This is a genomic window from Qipengyuania sp. R86523 (assembly GCF_044596365.1).
Taxonomy (GTDB): Bacteria; Pseudomonadota; Alphaproteobacteria; order Sphingomonadales; family Sphingomonadaceae; genus Qipengyuania; species Qipengyuania citrea.
This window is the reverse complement of sequence record NZ_CP138997.1, coordinates 2,409,970-2,422,964: the sequence shown is the minus strand read 5'-3', so window position 1 is coordinate 2,422,964 and position 12,995 is coordinate 2,409,970. Positions and strand designations below refer to the sequence as shown.

Genomic DNA, 12,995 nt, shown 5'->3' with positions numbered 1-12,995 from the left:
GAGGGGAGCCCGCTGACTGTCCGTGACTATCGCTGCGCCGGAGCGCAGCGCATCACATCACGCGCAGAGGTTCTTGCGGCCACGGGCGCGGCGCGAACGCAGCACCTTGCGGCCACCCGGGGTAGCCTTGCGCGCGAAGAAACCGTGGCGCCGGGCGCGTACGAGGTTCGAGGGCTGGAATGTCCGCTTCATCGGATCGTCCTTACTAGATAGGTTGGTTGCCGGTACGAACGGTTCGCTCCGGCACAAGGGTCGCCCCGCTTGATTCGATCTCGGGAGCGACCGCCTTACAGGGCCGCGCGCCTAGGCGATAGGCCCGGGGGCGTCAAGAAAAAGTGACGTTGGCGTAGGTCAGCGTCGGGGCGGGCTGTGCCTGCTGGTAGCGTGCAGGCGACTGGGCGCGCTGCGTCTTGCGGCCCGTCCAGCGGCGCATGTCGCTTGCTTCGAGCCACAACGCGCGGGCGTGCGGCACCGAATTGGTGAAGGCGTAGAACGAACGGGCCTGCTCGGCGGTCATACCCATTTCGCGATAATAGTCGAGATACTGGCGGTTTTCCTGCGCATGCATGGCGAAGTCGTCGGCTTCGCGGCCATAGGCGTCCATCCAGCTGTGCACGGCGAATTCGGCACCCTGCGCAATGTCGCGTTCGACACCGGCAAGGAACAGTTCGACCGCGCCCGAACGCACCGACCCGACGGCGGGCACATGCGTGACGAGACCGGCTGCGCGAATCATCCGGCCGACCTGCAGGTTGGCGCGGTCGTCGCGCGTGCCCGGGCATTCGACCATGTCGAGCTGCTCGAGATCGGGAAAATCGCGCATCATGGCGCGGAAGTAGCCCGGCGTAGTGGCATCGGTTTCACCGACCAGCGCGACGCGGCGATCGTCGAGCACGCGGAACGGGCCGTATTGCGCGACGCCGCGGTTGTAATTGCGGAACCGGCGATCGACGAAGGCGGGGGCCTTCCACACAGGCAGCGCGGCGGGCGCATGGGCCTGTGGACGCATGGCGGCGAGCTGCTTGGTCTCGGCCTGCGGCTTTGCTGCGGGGCGCGAAACGGCCTTCGGCGCGATCGCCTTGCCCTGATGGGTTTCCTGGACCACCGGGCTGGCGACATAGACCACCGGGAGGTTGACCAGGGTCAGCGACTGGGCGGCTGCGGGGGCAGCAAACAGCGAGCCGACGGCGGAAGCGATAAGGGCAGTGATTCGAAACATGGCAAGCTTATGCGGCTCGCCCGGTTTCGACCGGCTCAAGAGGTATGGCTAACTCGCTGTTAACCATACTAGTTCACTGGCGTTGTGGTTTCTGTTTACCCTCGACAAGCGGGGCGTTCGCGGCCATCATCTACGGGTAACTACGGGGGTGGGGATTCACGCTGGTCGCGCTGGTCAAAACCGTTGCCTATCTGGGGCTCGAAGCGCGCAGCGTGGAAGTTCAGTGCTCGGTCGCGCCGGGCCTGCCCAAGTTCAACATCGTCGGCTTGGCCGACAAGGCGGTCGGCGAAAGCAAGGAACGCGTGCGCGCGGCGCTGGCGGGAATGGGGCTGGCGCTGCCGCCCAAGCGGATAACGATCAACCTCTCCCCCGCCGACCTGCCGAAGGAGGGGTCGCATTACGACCTGCCGATCGCGCTGGCGCTGCTGGCGGCGATGGGCGTGACCGATGCCGAACAGCTGGGCGACTGGATCGCGGTGGGCGAACTCGCGCTCGATGCGCGGATCGTCGCCTCGCCCGGCGTGCTGCTGGCGGCAATCCATGCGAGCGAGGCCGAGGTCGGGCTGATCTGCCCCAGCACGCAAGGATCGGAAGCGCGCTGGGCGAGCGAGGTCCCCGTCTGTGCCGCGCCCGACCTGGCCAGCCTGCTGAACCATCTCAAGGGTACGCAGCTGCTGCCCCAGCCCGAACCGGGCGTGGTGGCGAGCGAGAGGAGCGGCGGCGATCTCAAGCAGGTGAAGGGGCAGGAAACCGCCAAGCGTGCGCTGGAAATCGCCGCGGCGGGCGCGCACAACCTGCTGATGGTTGGGCCGCCCGGCGCAGGCAAGAGCCTGCTGGCCAGCTGCCTGCCCGGCATCCTCCCGCCGCTGTCACCCGCCGAAGCGCTGGAAGTCAGCATGGTCCAGTCGGTCGCGGGCACGCTGGAAGACGGGCGCATCAGCCGCGCGCGCCCGTTCCGCGCGCCGCATCATTCGGCTAGCATGGCCGCGCTCACCGGGGGCGGGTTGCGGGTGCGGCCGGGCGAAGTCAGCCTCGCCCATCTCGGCGTGCTGTTTCTCGACGAGCTGCCCGAATTCCAGCGCGCGGTACTCGATTCGCTGCGCCAGCCGCTCGAGACGGGCAAGGTCGATGTCGCCCGCGCCAATGCGCATGTCAGCTTTCCGGCCAACGTCCAGTTGGTCGCGGCGATGAACCCGTGCCGCTGCGGCCATCTTGGCGATCCGGCGCTCGCCTGCAGCCGCGCGCCGCGCTGCGCAGCGGACTACCAGGGCAAGGTCTCCGGCCCGATGCTCGACCGGATCGACCTGCATGTCGAAGTCGATCCGGTCAGCGCCGCCGACCTCGCGCTCCCGCCGCCTGCCGAATCGAGCGCCGACGTCGCCGCGCGCGTGGCCGCCGCACGCGATCGCCAGACCGCCCGGGCGGAAGCCACCGGTGCGCGGACCAATGCCGAACTCGATGGCGATGCGCTGGAAGAATTTGCCGGACCCGATGAAGCGGGACGCGCGCTGCTGATGCAGGCGGCCACCGCCATGCGGCTCTCCGCGCGCAGTTACACCAGGATGCTGCGGGTTGCCCGGACTATCGCCGATCTATCGGCGAGCGAACGGGTCGGGCGGATCCATGTCGCCGAAGCGCTCAGCTATCGCCGGCAGCCGCCGCGCGCCTGACCGCCCGCTCAGACGTCCTCGCCCAGATCGAGATTGAGCTTCACCGGCTCGTGCTCGAATTCGCCTTCGAATTTCTTGAGAAAATCCTCGATGGGGACCTGCTGGCCCTTGTCGACCAGCGGGTTCGCCTCGCCCATGGCGACGCCGCGCAATTCGTCGGGCGTGATCCGGACATGGATATAGGGCACCCAGACCTCGCCGAATTCGGCCTGCTGATACCATACGTCGATGATGTCGTAGGAAGCCCATTGGCCGCTGGGTTCGAGCAGCCGGATGCCTTCGCCGATGCGGGGCACAGCCATCGCCTTGATGCGGTGGACGCTTTGATGCGTTTCATTCTGGACTTCGATTTCGATCACAAGGCAGGTCCGGCTCTGCTAACGGGATTCGTGAATGCCCCGCCTTATCGCAGCGACGTATTGAGATCGTTTTAACGATGACGTCACGGGGTCAGGGCTTCGCCCGCCGGTCACTCGCGGCCGATCGCCCTTGAAGGCGCGGCTGCATCGGTCCATGTCGCCCACGTGGGGCAGGATAGCGCAACCGGACCGGACGAGTCCCCGTCGGGATACTGCATGTGACCCAAGTGCCCGCACCGACTTCCCCGCCCACTGCACCGGGCGCGTTTGCCGCGCTGCGGCGGCGCTATGCGCGGCTCAGCCCAGACATGCGGCGAAGGCTGCCCGCGCTCGCGCTCACGCTGGCGATCGAAGTTCTGCTGGTGCTGATGCTGCTGTCGCTCGGTTCGGCAAAGCGCGAGATCGCGGAGATGCGCGACACGCTGGTCGCTTTCACTTCGCCCGAGGCGCAGGACGAACCCGACGAAGCGCCCTCGCCCGAGCCGGCCCGGCCCCAACCCCCGGCAGCATCGTCGGCGGCGGCCCCGCGCGAACGGCAGGCTGCGCCGTCACCGGCCGCGCCCCAGCCCGCCGCGCCGCCACCGATCCTGCGCAACGATTTCTCGCTCGAAAGCGTGCCGCGAACCAGCCAGTCCCCGGCAGCCGAGGCCCCGCAGGCCTACGGCCCTGCCTTCACTCCTGCACCCGGCGACACGCCGCAGATCGCAGGCAGCGGCCCCAATGGCGAACCGCTCTACGCCGCGCGCTGGTATCGCCGCCCCTATGACGACGAACTGGCGGGCTATCTCTCGACCGCGCAGGGTCCCGGCTGGGGGCTTATCGATTGCCGCACCGCCCCCGATTTCCGCGTCGAGGACTGCGTCGTGGTGGGCGAATCGCCACGCGGTTCGGGGCTGGGCAAGGCGGTCCAGGCGGCGGCGTGGCAATTCAAGGTGCGCCCGCCCCAGCGCGGCGGCCGGCCGATGGTGGGCGAATGGGTGCGCATCCGGATCGATTACCAGCTGCGTCCGCGCGCAAACCGTTTCGAAGGCTAGTCCGCGATAAGCGCCGGATCGCGGTAGGGCGTGTTCTTGACAAGATGGCGGTTGTAGTCGGGTGCGCCGTCGTCCCACCACACCGGGCCGCGTTCACCCAGCGCCACCTTTGCGGCATGGACCTTTGCGCGCCCCGCGCGTTCGGCGGTCTCGTCGCCGGTGCGGCGCGCCTGACCGACCTCCCGCCGGGCCTCCATCAACTGGTCGACCAGCGTCTGGCGTTCGGTTTCTTTCAGCTGCGGATTGCTCGCGCGCCACAGCCTGCCGCGCACGATGATGTAGCGGTTATCGCGCGTGCGCTGGACCGGTTCGCTCAGGCTGCGCTCTTGGCCTTGCGCAGGCTGTCGATGTCGACGACTTCGCCATAGGCCAGCGGGGTGCCCGCTGCCGCCTTGCTGCCATCGGCCCGGATGCCGAGCCGGTCACGTTCGACCAGGTGGAGATCGGCCGGGCCGAGGATCCGTCCATCGTGGCTGAGGATCGAGATCGGCCCGATCGGCAGGCGATCGCGTTCGTCGACCAGCACCGGGTTCTCGACCACTTCGGCGCCGTATTTCTGCCCCCACTGACGCAATGCGACCATGGCGGGCAGCAGATCGAGGCCCTTGTCGGTCAGCCGGTATTCGATCTTGCGCTTGTCTTCGGCGCAGGGGTCGCGCTTGAGGATGCCGTTTTCGACCAGCTTGGCCAGCCGGTTGGAGAGGATGTTGCGCGCGATCCCGAGCTCGGTGAGGAATTCCTCGAAATGGTGGAGCCCGTTGAAGCTGGCGCGCAGGATCATGAACGACCACCGCTCGCCCATGACCTCGAGGGCCTGCGGCAGCCCGCATTCGGTCAGTTCACGCAGCGGTTCGCGGATATCACCCATAATTCAGTCCTCTTCTAGCAACCTATCTACCGGAAATTCGGCTTTTGCCAAATTTTTGGAAATGCCGGTTGCAGTCCGAAACCCATAACGCTAGAGGGGCTGGCAGGCAATGGGTTGCTAATTGAAACCTAATTGCAAGAAACTCAAACACTGTTGCAATAAAAGCAACCAACGAGGAATCCCCCCATGACGTCCTTCCTCCCCCGCTTCGCTTCGCTCGGCCTCGTGGCCACCGCCGCAGTGGCATCGCTGACGCTTGCCGGCGCCCCGGCAGAAGCGCGCACCAACGGCTTCTTCTACTCGGTCGAGCTGGCCGAACCCGTGGCGGAACGCACCACCACCGTCGCCGCCGGCGTCGCCTGGGCCTGCCAGGGCACGACCTGCGTCGCTCGCAAGGGCAGCTCGCGCCCGCTGCGCATGTGCCGCGAACTGCAGCGCGAACACGGCGAAATCACGGCCTTCGTCGCGGATGAAAAGGCACTCGACGCCGACAAGCTCGCGCAGTGCAACCGCTGATTTAAGTTCCCCCACCCCTCTCCATCGGGTGGCTGACTCAAGGCCCCGGCGATTCGTTCGCCGGGGCCTTTTTTATATCAGTCCGCGTTCGGCCAGGTCCGCTTCGAGCAGATCCGCCCGGCTGAAGTGGTGCACCTGCCAGCCATGGGCCGCGGCGGCATCCACATTGGCGCGGTTGTCGTCGATGAACAGCATAGCTTCGGGCGCGCGGCCGAACCGGCGCGCCGCGAGATCGAAGATTGCCGGATCGGGCTTTGCCAGCTTTTCCTCGCCCGAGACGACGATCGCGCGAAAGCGGTCGAAGATCGGTGCAGTGGGGCGGAAGCCGGCCCAGAACTCCGCGCCGAAATTGGTGATCGCATAAAGCGGCACCCCGCGCGCATCGAGCCGTTCGACCAGCGCATGGCTGCCCGGGACGGGCCCCGGAATGGTTTCGTTGAAACGCGCCGCATAAGCGCGAATGTCGGGTTCGAAATCAGGATAAAGCGCGATCCGTTCGGGCACCATTTCGCCGAGCGTGCGCCCGCGGTCATGTTCGAAGTGCCATTCCTCGGTGACCACTTCGCCCAGCAGCATGTCGAGCCGCGCGGGATCGGTCACCAGCTTCTCAAACAGATGCCGCAAATGCCACTGATACAGCACCCTTCCGACATCGAAGACGACCGCTTCGGCCTGCATGGTCATACCCCCCAATGCGAACGGCCCGAACTCCGCTGGGGAGCCGGGCCGGTCTGCAATACTGCCGCCCCCTGCGGGACGACGCGCCGATTAGCCCTGGCGGGCCTTGAAGCGGCGGTTGGTCTTGTTGATGACATAGGTGCGCCCACGACGGCGGATCACGCGGCAATCGCGATGGCGGCCCTTGAGCGACTTGAGGCTGTTGCGGATCTTCATAATGTCTCTCGTGAAATAAATGCGCGCCGGAGATGGTGCCCCGACGCGCCGAAATCAAGCGGCCGGTTAACCGGCAGGGGGGATTCGGTCAAGGAAAGAGTTGGGCTGGCAGCGAAAGATCGGGCCCCGTGCGTTCAGCGCCGGGCGATCATCGGCCCGAGCGGTTCGCCGCCGAACAGATGGACGTGCAGATGCGCAACCTCCTGCCCGCCATGCGCGCCGATATTGGCCATCATCCGGTACCCGGTCTCGACCAGCCCCTTGTCGCGCGCGACCTTGCCCACCGCGCGGACGAAACCGGCGATTTCCTCCGCCTGCGCCCTGGCGCTGAAATCGTCCCAGCTGACATAGCGCCCCTTGGGGATCACCAGCGTGTGGACCTCGGCCTGCGGATTGATATCCTCGAAGGCATAGGCCCATTCGTCTTCATAGACCCTGGTCGAGGGAATCTCGCCGCGCAGGATCTTGGCGAAGATATTGTCGTCGTCATAGGCAAGCGTGGGATCGATCGGCATCAGGCGCTCCGGCTGGCTTTTTCGGCAATGCCCGAAATGCCGTCGCGGCGGTCGAGTTCTTCGAGGACCCGGTCGAACCCGATACCGCGCGCGTCGAGCGCGACGAGCAGGTGGAACAGGATATCGGCGGCTTCGCCGGTCAGCTCTTCCGCACTGCCCGACAGCACCGCCACCGCGGCTTCGACGCCTTCCTCGCCCAGCTTGCGCGCGATCTGCGGCAGGCCCTTGGCATGGAGGCTGGCGACATAGCTTTCGGCGGGGTCGGCGGCGCGGCGCTGCGCGATGGTCTGTTCGAGACGGAAAAGCGTATCCATGCGCTGCGCTATGCACGGCGCCTGCGGCCAGCGTCAATCGCAGTTACACCGCCGCGCAGCCCGCAGCCGCGGGCGCGGTGCGTGGTCAGCCGCGCGCAGGCAGCCCCGCGGCGCGCAGTGCGGCATGCGCTTCGGCAACCGTGTGCTCGCCGAAGTGGAAGATCGATGCCGCCAGCACCGCGCTGGCATGGCCGCGCGTCACGCCTTCGACGAGGTGATCGAGCGTGCCCACCCCGCCGCTGGCGATCACCGGCACCGTGACCGCATCGGCGATCACCCGCGTCAGATCGACATCGTAGCCAGCCTTGGTCCCGTCCCCGTCCATCGAGGTGACCAGCAATTCGCCCGCTCCCAGTTCGGCGAGGCGCACCGCATGCTCGACCGCGTCGATCCCGGTCGGCTTGCGGCCGCCATGGGTGTAGATTTCCCAACCGCGTACCTCGCCGCTGGTCGAAGCGCGGGCATCGACGCTGGCGACGACGCACTGGCTGCCGAATTTCTCCGCGATCTCGCGCACCAGTTCGGGCCGCGTCACCGCCGCCGAATTGACCGCCACCTTGTCCGCCCCGGCGAGCAGCAGGGCGCGGGCATCCTCGACGCTGCGCACCCCGCCGCCGACGGTCAACGGCATGAAGCACACTTCCGCGGTCCGCCGGACCATGTCGAGCAACGTGCCGCGCCCTTCGTGGCTGGCCGAAATATCGAGGAAGCAGAGCTCGTCCGCGCCCGCCGCGTCATAGGCCTGCGCCTGCTCGACTGGGTCGCCCGCATCCTTCAGGTCGACGAAGTTCACGCCCTTGACCACACGCCCGTCGCGCACGTCGAGGCAGGGGATGACCCGGACGCGGACCGTCATGCCTGCTTCGCCACACGCAGCGCGGCCGCCAGGTCGAGCCGCCCGTCATACAGCGCCCGGCCCGTAATCACGCCTTCGATCCCGTCGCCGGCGAACCGCGCAAGCGTGTCGATATCGATCAGTCCCTTGACCCCGCCGCTGGCAATGACCGGGATGTCGACCTGCCGGGCGAGCCCCACGGTGGCATCGATATTGACGCCCTTGAGCATGCCGTCGCGGCCGATGTCGGTGAACAGCAGGCTGGCAACGCCCGCATCCTCGAACCGCCGTGCCATGTCGACGATCGAGACATCGGACACTTCGGCCCAGCCGTCGGTGGCGACCATGCCGTCGCGCGCATCGACCGCGACCACGATCGCGCCGGCATATTCGCGCGCCATGTCCTTGACGAATTGCGGGTCCTTGAGCGCGGCGGTGCCGATCACGATCCGCGCGACCCCCGTCTCGATCCATCCGGCGACATCGGCGGGGGTACGGATCCCGCCGCCCAGCTGGACCTTCCCGGGAAATGCCCGGACGATCGCCTCGGCGGCCTCGCGGTTCTGCGCGCTCCCGGCGAAGGAGCCGTCGAGATCGACGACATGCAGGTGCTCGGCGCCGGCGTCGGCGAACAGCCGCGCCTGCGCGGCCGGATCGTCGCCATAGACGGTGGCGCGGTCCATATCGCCTTCGGCCAAGCGCACCACGTCGCCGCCCTTGAGGTCGATAGCGGGAAAGACGATCATACTTTCGGTTCCATTACATCGCGTGGCCGGGCCAGCGCGGTTACGGTTTCCATTCGAGGAAACGCGACAGCAGGTCGAGCCCGTAGGCCTGGCTCTTTTCGGGGTGGAATTGCACGCCGAGGAAATTGTCCCGGCCGACCGCCGCGACCAGTCCGCCGCCGTGATCGGTCATCGCCAGCACGTCTTCGTGATGGCGTAGCTTGAAATGGTAGGAGTGCAGGAAATAGGCCTCGCCGCCGACCAGCACTTCGTGGTCGTGCGCATGCGGCAGCGGCGCGACGTCGTTCCAGCCCATGTGGGGGACCTTCACGCTGTCGTCGATCGGTTCGATCAGCCGCACCGTGCCGTCGATCCAGCCCAGCCCCGGCGTTTCGCCGTGTTCGAGCCCGCGCGTGGCCAGCAATTGCATGCCCACGCAGATACCGAGGAACGGCGCACCGCCCACGAACACGCGTTCGCGCATCGCCTCGATTACGCCGGCTTCGGCGCGCAGCCCTTCGGCGCAGGCGCGGAACGACCCCACGCCCGGCAGCACGATCCGGTCGGCCGCGCGCAACACGTCGGGATCGGCGGTGACCGTGACATCGGCCCCGACCTTGCGCAGCGCGTTTTCGACCGAATGCAGATTACCGGCCCCGTAATCGACCAGGGCCACCACTTCACCCACCAAGCTGCCCCTTCGTGCTGGGGATCGCCCCGCCCTTGCGCGGATCCACTTCGACCGCCGCGCGCATCGCGCGGGCAAAGCCCTTGTAGATCGCTTCGCAGATATGGTGGTTGTTGCTGCCGTGGAGCAGCTCGACATGCAGCGTCAGCCCGCAGGTCTGCGCGACCGAATGGAACCAGTGCTCGATCAGCTCGGTGTCCCATTCGCCCAGCTTTTCCTGGCTGAACCCGGCCTTCCACACCAGATAGGGCCGTCCCGAAATGTCCAGCGCGACCCGCGCCAGCGTTTCGTCCATCGGCGAATAGGCGCTGCCGTAACGCGCGATCCCGCCCTTGTCGCCGAGCGCGGCGGCCAGCGCCTGCCCCAGCGCCAGCGCGCTGTCTTCGGTGGTGTGGTGCTGGTCGATATGCAGGTCGCCATCGACCTTCATCGTCACGTCGATCAGCGAATGCTTGGCGAATTGTTCGACCATGTGGTCGAGAAAGCCGATCCCGGTGCTGACATCATAGCTGCCGCTCCCGTCGAGGCCCACCTCGACAAGAATTCTGGTTTCCGCTGTGTTTCGTTCGATCCGGCCTGTACGCATGCCAGCCGCGCTAGAGCGGCGCGCGCCAAGGCGCAAGAAAATGCACCTACGCGCAGGGTAAAGACCCGCTTAAACCGCTTGACCCCTGCGCCGCGCAGCGCCACCTAGCGACCCATGAGCGACGATACGCCCGACAGCCTGATCCCTTACGATTCCATCGTGCAGGAAGCCTTGCGTGCCGTGGTGGGCCGGGTCCTGGGCGAAATCGAACAGGGCGGCAGCGAACTGCCCGGTGCCCATCATTTCTACATCACCTTCAAGACCCACGCTCCCGGGGTCTCGGTTCCGGCAAGCCTGCGCGAACGCTTTCCCGACGAAATGACGATCGTGCTGCAGAACAAGTTCTGGAACCTGAACGTGCGCGACGATGGCTTTGCCGTCGGGCTGTCGTTCAACCAGGTCCCTGCCGAACTCGACATCCCCTATGCCGCGATCACGCAATTCGTCGATCCGGCGGTCGATTTCGGGCTGCAGTTCCAGGCCACCGTCGCCGACATGGCACCGGCGGAACCCGAACATCCCGAAAACGACGGGATGGAACTGGCAGATGGCGAACCCGTTGATGCTACTGAAGACGGCTCGAATGTCGTCACGGTCGATTTCGGCCGCAAGAAGTAAGGGTTCCAACCGAACCGCAGCCGACCGGGGGCACCAATGGTCAAACATGTTTCAACCTACGGCGCGAAGGCAGTCGACAAGGCGCGCGCCAAGACGCCGGGCAAGACCGAAGGCATGCCCGGCCCGACACACAATCCCGCCACCAATCTGATGGTCGCCGACGTGGCGATCCGCGCGGGATCCTACATCGCCCGGCGGGCGGTGGAAAAGGGCCTGCTGCGCGGCCGCTACGGCAAGGAAACCGCGCGCGAGATCGTTCGGAACAAGACGCTGGGCCAGACACTGGTCAGCTTCGGCCTGGCCAAGCTGGCGACCCGCAACCTGCCCGGCGCGCTTATCGTCGGCGGCGGGGCACTGGCCAAGACGCTGTACGATCGCCGGCGCAGCCGCAGTGCGCAGCGCCGCGAAGGCGACCGCGAACTGATCGAGCAGGCGCATCGCGACGACTGACCTTGATTTGTCCGACCCCGCTGTTTCATAGGCGTGCATGGCCGAATCCCAGACACCCACAAACAGGCTCGCCCGCCGCGGGCTGATGTTCATCCTGTCCTCGCCCAGCGGGGCGGGCAAGACGACCATATCGCGCATGCTGCTCGACGCCGATGACGAGATAAAGCTCTCGGTCAGCGTCACCACGCGGCCGCCCCGCGCGGGTGAAATCGACGGCGTGCACTATTATTTCGTCAGCGATGCCGAATTCGACCGGATGGTCGAGGAAGACGATTTCTACGAATGGGCCCCGGTCTTCGGCCACCGTTACGGTACCCCCAAGGGGCGCATCCGCAACGCGCTGAAGGAAGGACAGGACTTCCTGTTCGATATCGACTGGCAGGGCACGCAGCAGCTGTTCCAGAAGGACCAGCAGGACGTGGTGCGCGTGTTCATCCTGCCCCCCACCATCGCCGAGCTCGAACGGCGCCTGCGCGGGCGCGGCACCGACAGCGACGAGGTAATCGCTGCACGGATGGAGCGTGCGCGCGCCGAGATCAGCCACTGGGACGCCTATGACTATGTCGTCATCAATGAAGACGTCGACAGCTGCTTCGCCAAGGTGCGCGAAATCCTCGATGCGGAGCGGACCAAGCGCCAGCGGCAGACGGGGCTGATCCCCTTCGTGCGCGAACTCATGGCCTGAGGCAGCGGGACGGATGGCGATGTCCACCACCAAGCTGGATGACGGGGCGAAGACGCTGGCCTTCCTGGCCAGCCACCGCCTCGCCGCGACGCCGCAGAACTACACGCTCGCCTATATTGCGCTGAACGACCCCGGATCGCCGATCGGCCGCGCGGTCGCGCAGATCATCTCCGACGGCTACCGCATCAAGCAGGACGAAGCCGACGACATCCTCGAAGCGCACAGCACGACGACGTTTTTCGGCGCCTATGACAGCAAGAACGGCGAACTGAGCGCGCATCTGCGGCACCAGTCGCTCAAGCTCAGTGAACTGGCTTCCTCGGCGGCGGATGCGACCGGCACCTTCGCCCGCGAACTGAGCGAGGAAGCGCAGGCCGATCCCGCGGGTACGGGCGACACGTCCTCGATCGTCGCGCGGATGATCGAACATTCGCTCCACGCGCAATCGCAGCTGACCGCGGCGATGGACGAGGTCAGGGCGCTGCGCGAAGAGCTGGAGGCGGCGCGCAACGATGCGCAGCGCGACGAGCTGACCGGCCTTGCCAATCGCCGCGCGATCGACGCGCATCTGGCCGAACTGGCGGAAAAAGGCGATGCGCGGGTCATCGCGCTGGTCGACATCGACAATTTCAAGTCAGTCAACGACCGCTACGGCCACGGCGTCGGCGACCGCGTGATCAAGCTGGTCGCCTCGACGCTCGAAGATGCCTGCGCGCCGCAATTCGTGGGCCGCTGGGGCGGCGAGGAATTCATCGTGGTGATGCCCTCGAGCGATCTGGCGGCGGTGGTGAAACGCCTCAATCAGGCGCGGGCCACGCTGGCCGATACCGAATTCAAACTGCGCGAGACCGACGAACCGATGGGGCTGATCTCCTTCTCGGGCGGGGTCGCGCTGGCAGTCGGCGCGGGCGATGCCAACGCCGCCGCGCTGCGGCAGGCGGACAAGGCGCTCTATCGCGCCAAGGCCGCGGGCCGCAACTGCATCCTCAGCGCCTGAGCCGCCGCCCCCGGCACCGCGC

At 66.7% G+C, this 12,995-nt stretch carries 20 protein-coding genes; 7 read left to right on the top strand and 13 right to left on the bottom strand.

Going from position 1 to position 12,995, the window contains the following annotated elements:
- Nucleotides 1-57: 57 nt before the first annotated feature.
- Entirely contained in the window at nt 58-192 is a 135-nt protein-coding gene (gene rpmH, locus SJY12_RS11960) for a 50S ribosomal protein L34 (RefSeq protein WP_050599757.1), read from the bottom strand.
- A gap of 133 nt (nt 193-325) precedes the next feature.
- A complete protein-coding gene (locus tag SJY12_RS11955; protein WP_397505461.1) occupies nt 326-1,219 on the bottom strand; it encodes an alpha/beta hydrolase in 894 nt (297 codons plus the stop codon).
- A gap of 161 nt (nt 1,220-1,380) precedes the next feature.
- Between SJY12_RS11955 and SJY12_RS11950 the strand changes: the two genes are divergently transcribed.
- Nucleotides 1,381-2,889: a YifB family Mg chelatase-like AAA ATPase gene (locus SJY12_RS11950; protein ID WP_397506707.1), complete on the top strand. Its 1,509-nt coding sequence runs from the start codon at nt 1,381-1,383 to the stop codon at nt 2,887-2,889.
- A gap of 8 nt (nt 2,890-2,897) precedes the next feature.
- Here SJY12_RS11950 and SJY12_RS11945 read toward each other — a convergent pair whose 3' ends face one another.
- Complete coding sequence (locus SJY12_RS11945; protein WP_197458276.1) at nt 2,898-3,248, bottom strand: hypothetical protein; 351 nt, start codon at nt 3,246-3,248, stop codon at nt 2,898-2,900.
- Between the two features lie 218 nt (nt 3,249-3,466).
- Here SJY12_RS11945 and SJY12_RS11940 point away from each other — a divergent pair, with 218 nt between their 5' ends.
- Nucleotides 3,467-4,282, top strand: coding sequence for a hypothetical protein (locus tag SJY12_RS11940; protein ID WP_397505460.1), 816 nt, complete (start codon nt 3,467-3,469; stop codon nt 4,280-4,282).
- Here SJY12_RS11940 and SJY12_RS11935 read toward each other — a convergent pair.
- The gene (locus SJY12_RS11935) at nt 4,279-4,554 is read right to left on the bottom strand and encodes a hypothetical protein (protein WP_397505459.1); all 276 of its coding nucleotides are present in this window, start codon (nt 4,552-4,554) and stop codon (nt 4,279-4,281) included. The two genes, SJY12_RS11940 and SJY12_RS11935, sit on opposite strands and share 4 nt — an antisense overlap.
- 41 nt (nt 4,555-4,595) lie before the next feature.
- A complete protein-coding gene (locus tag SJY12_RS11930; RefSeq protein ID WP_050599646.1) occupies nt 4,596-5,150 on the bottom strand; it encodes a helix-turn-helix domain-containing protein in 555 nt (184 codons plus the stop codon).
- A gap of 186 nt (nt 5,151-5,336) precedes the next feature.
- Here SJY12_RS11930 and SJY12_RS11925 point away from each other — a divergent pair, with 186 nt between their 5' ends.
- On the top strand, nt 5,337-5,666 hold the full coding sequence (locus SJY12_RS11925; RefSeq protein ID WP_050599645.1) for a CC_3452 family protein: 330 nt from the start codon (nt 5,337-5,339) through the stop codon (nt 5,664-5,666).
- Between the two features lie 72 nt (nt 5,667-5,738).
- On the opposite strand, the gene SJY12_RS11920 is transcribed toward SJY12_RS11925, so the two are convergent.
- The 8 genes from SJY12_RS11920 to hisB form a co-directional block, all read right to left on the bottom strand.
- Complete coding sequence (locus SJY12_RS11920; RefSeq protein WP_397505458.1) at nt 5,739-6,350, bottom strand: HAD family hydrolase; 612 nt, start codon at nt 6,348-6,350, stop codon at nt 5,739-5,741.
- An 84-nt stretch (nt 6,351-6,434) separates the two neighbouring features.
- On the bottom strand, nt 6,435-6,560 hold the full coding sequence (gene ykgO, locus SJY12_RS11915; protein WP_050599643.1) for a type B 50S ribosomal protein L36: 126 nt from the start codon (nt 6,558-6,560) through the stop codon (nt 6,435-6,437).
- Nucleotides 6,561-6,694: 134 nt separating this feature from the next.
- Entirely contained in the window at nt 6,695-7,075 is a 381-nt protein-coding gene (locus SJY12_RS11910) for a histidine triad nucleotide-binding protein (RefSeq protein WP_230833637.1), read from the bottom strand.
- Nucleotides 7,075-7,389, bottom strand: a complete 315-nt coding sequence (locus SJY12_RS11905) for a phosphoribosyl-ATP diphosphatase (RefSeq protein ID WP_397505457.1) — start codon at nt 7,387-7,389, stop codon at nt 7,075-7,077. The genes SJY12_RS11910 and SJY12_RS11905 overlap by 1 nt, the downstream gene beginning before the upstream one ends.
- 85 nt (nt 7,390-7,474) lie before the next feature.
- Nucleotides 7,475-8,245 carry an imidazole glycerol phosphate synthase subunit HisF gene (gene hisF, locus SJY12_RS11900; protein ID WP_050599640.1) on the bottom strand — a complete coding sequence of 257 codons (771 nt, stop codon included), beginning with the start codon at nt 8,243-8,245 and terminating at the stop codon, nt 7,475-7,477.
- Complete coding sequence (gene hisA, locus SJY12_RS11895) at nt 8,242-8,970, bottom strand: 1-(5-phosphoribosyl)-5-[(5-phosphoribosylamino)methylideneamino]imidazole-4-carboxamide isomerase (RefSeq protein WP_063506718.1); 729 nt, start codon at nt 8,968-8,970, stop codon at nt 8,242-8,244. The genes hisF and hisA overlap by 4 nt, the downstream gene beginning before the upstream one ends.
- A 40-nt stretch (nt 8,971-9,010) precedes the next feature.
- Nucleotides 9,011-9,637, bottom strand: coding sequence for an imidazole glycerol phosphate synthase subunit HisH (hisH, locus tag SJY12_RS11890; RefSeq protein ID WP_050599638.1), 627 nt, complete (start codon nt 9,635-9,637; stop codon nt 9,011-9,013).
- Nucleotides 9,630-10,223 carry an imidazoleglycerol-phosphate dehydratase HisB gene (gene hisB, locus SJY12_RS11885; protein WP_050599637.1) on the bottom strand — a complete coding sequence of 198 codons (594 nt, stop codon included), beginning with the start codon at nt 10,221-10,223 and terminating at the stop codon, nt 9,630-9,632. The genes hisH and hisB overlap by 8 nt, the downstream gene beginning before the upstream one ends.
- A 114-nt stretch (nt 10,224-10,337) precedes the next feature.
- On the opposite strand from hisB, the gene SJY12_RS11880 reads away from it, so the two are divergent.
- The 4 genes from SJY12_RS11880 to SJY12_RS11865 are packed head-to-tail and all read left to right on the top strand — an operon-like array spanning nt 10,338 to nt 12,973.
- Nucleotides 10,338-10,841 carry an SspB family protein gene (locus SJY12_RS11880; RefSeq protein WP_050599636.1) on the top strand — a complete coding sequence of 168 codons (504 nt, stop codon included), beginning with the start codon at nt 10,338-10,340 and terminating at the stop codon, nt 10,839-10,841.
- Between the two features lie 36 nt (nt 10,842-10,877).
- The gene (locus SJY12_RS11875; protein ID WP_050599635.1) at nt 10,878-11,291 is read left to right on the top strand and encodes a hypothetical protein; all 414 of its coding nucleotides are present in this window, start codon (nt 10,878-10,880) and stop codon (nt 11,289-11,291) included.
- 37 nt (nt 11,292-11,328) lie between these two features.
- Nucleotides 11,329-11,976, top strand: coding sequence for a guanylate kinase (gene gmk / locus SJY12_RS11870; RefSeq protein ID WP_050599634.1), 648 nt, complete (start codon nt 11,329-11,331; stop codon nt 11,974-11,976).
- Between the two features lie 19 nt (nt 11,977-11,995).
- Entirely contained in the window at nt 11,996-12,973 is a 978-nt protein-coding gene (locus SJY12_RS11865; protein WP_197458152.1) for a GGDEF domain-containing protein, read from the top strand.
- Nucleotides 12,974-12,995 lie beyond the last annotated feature (22 nt).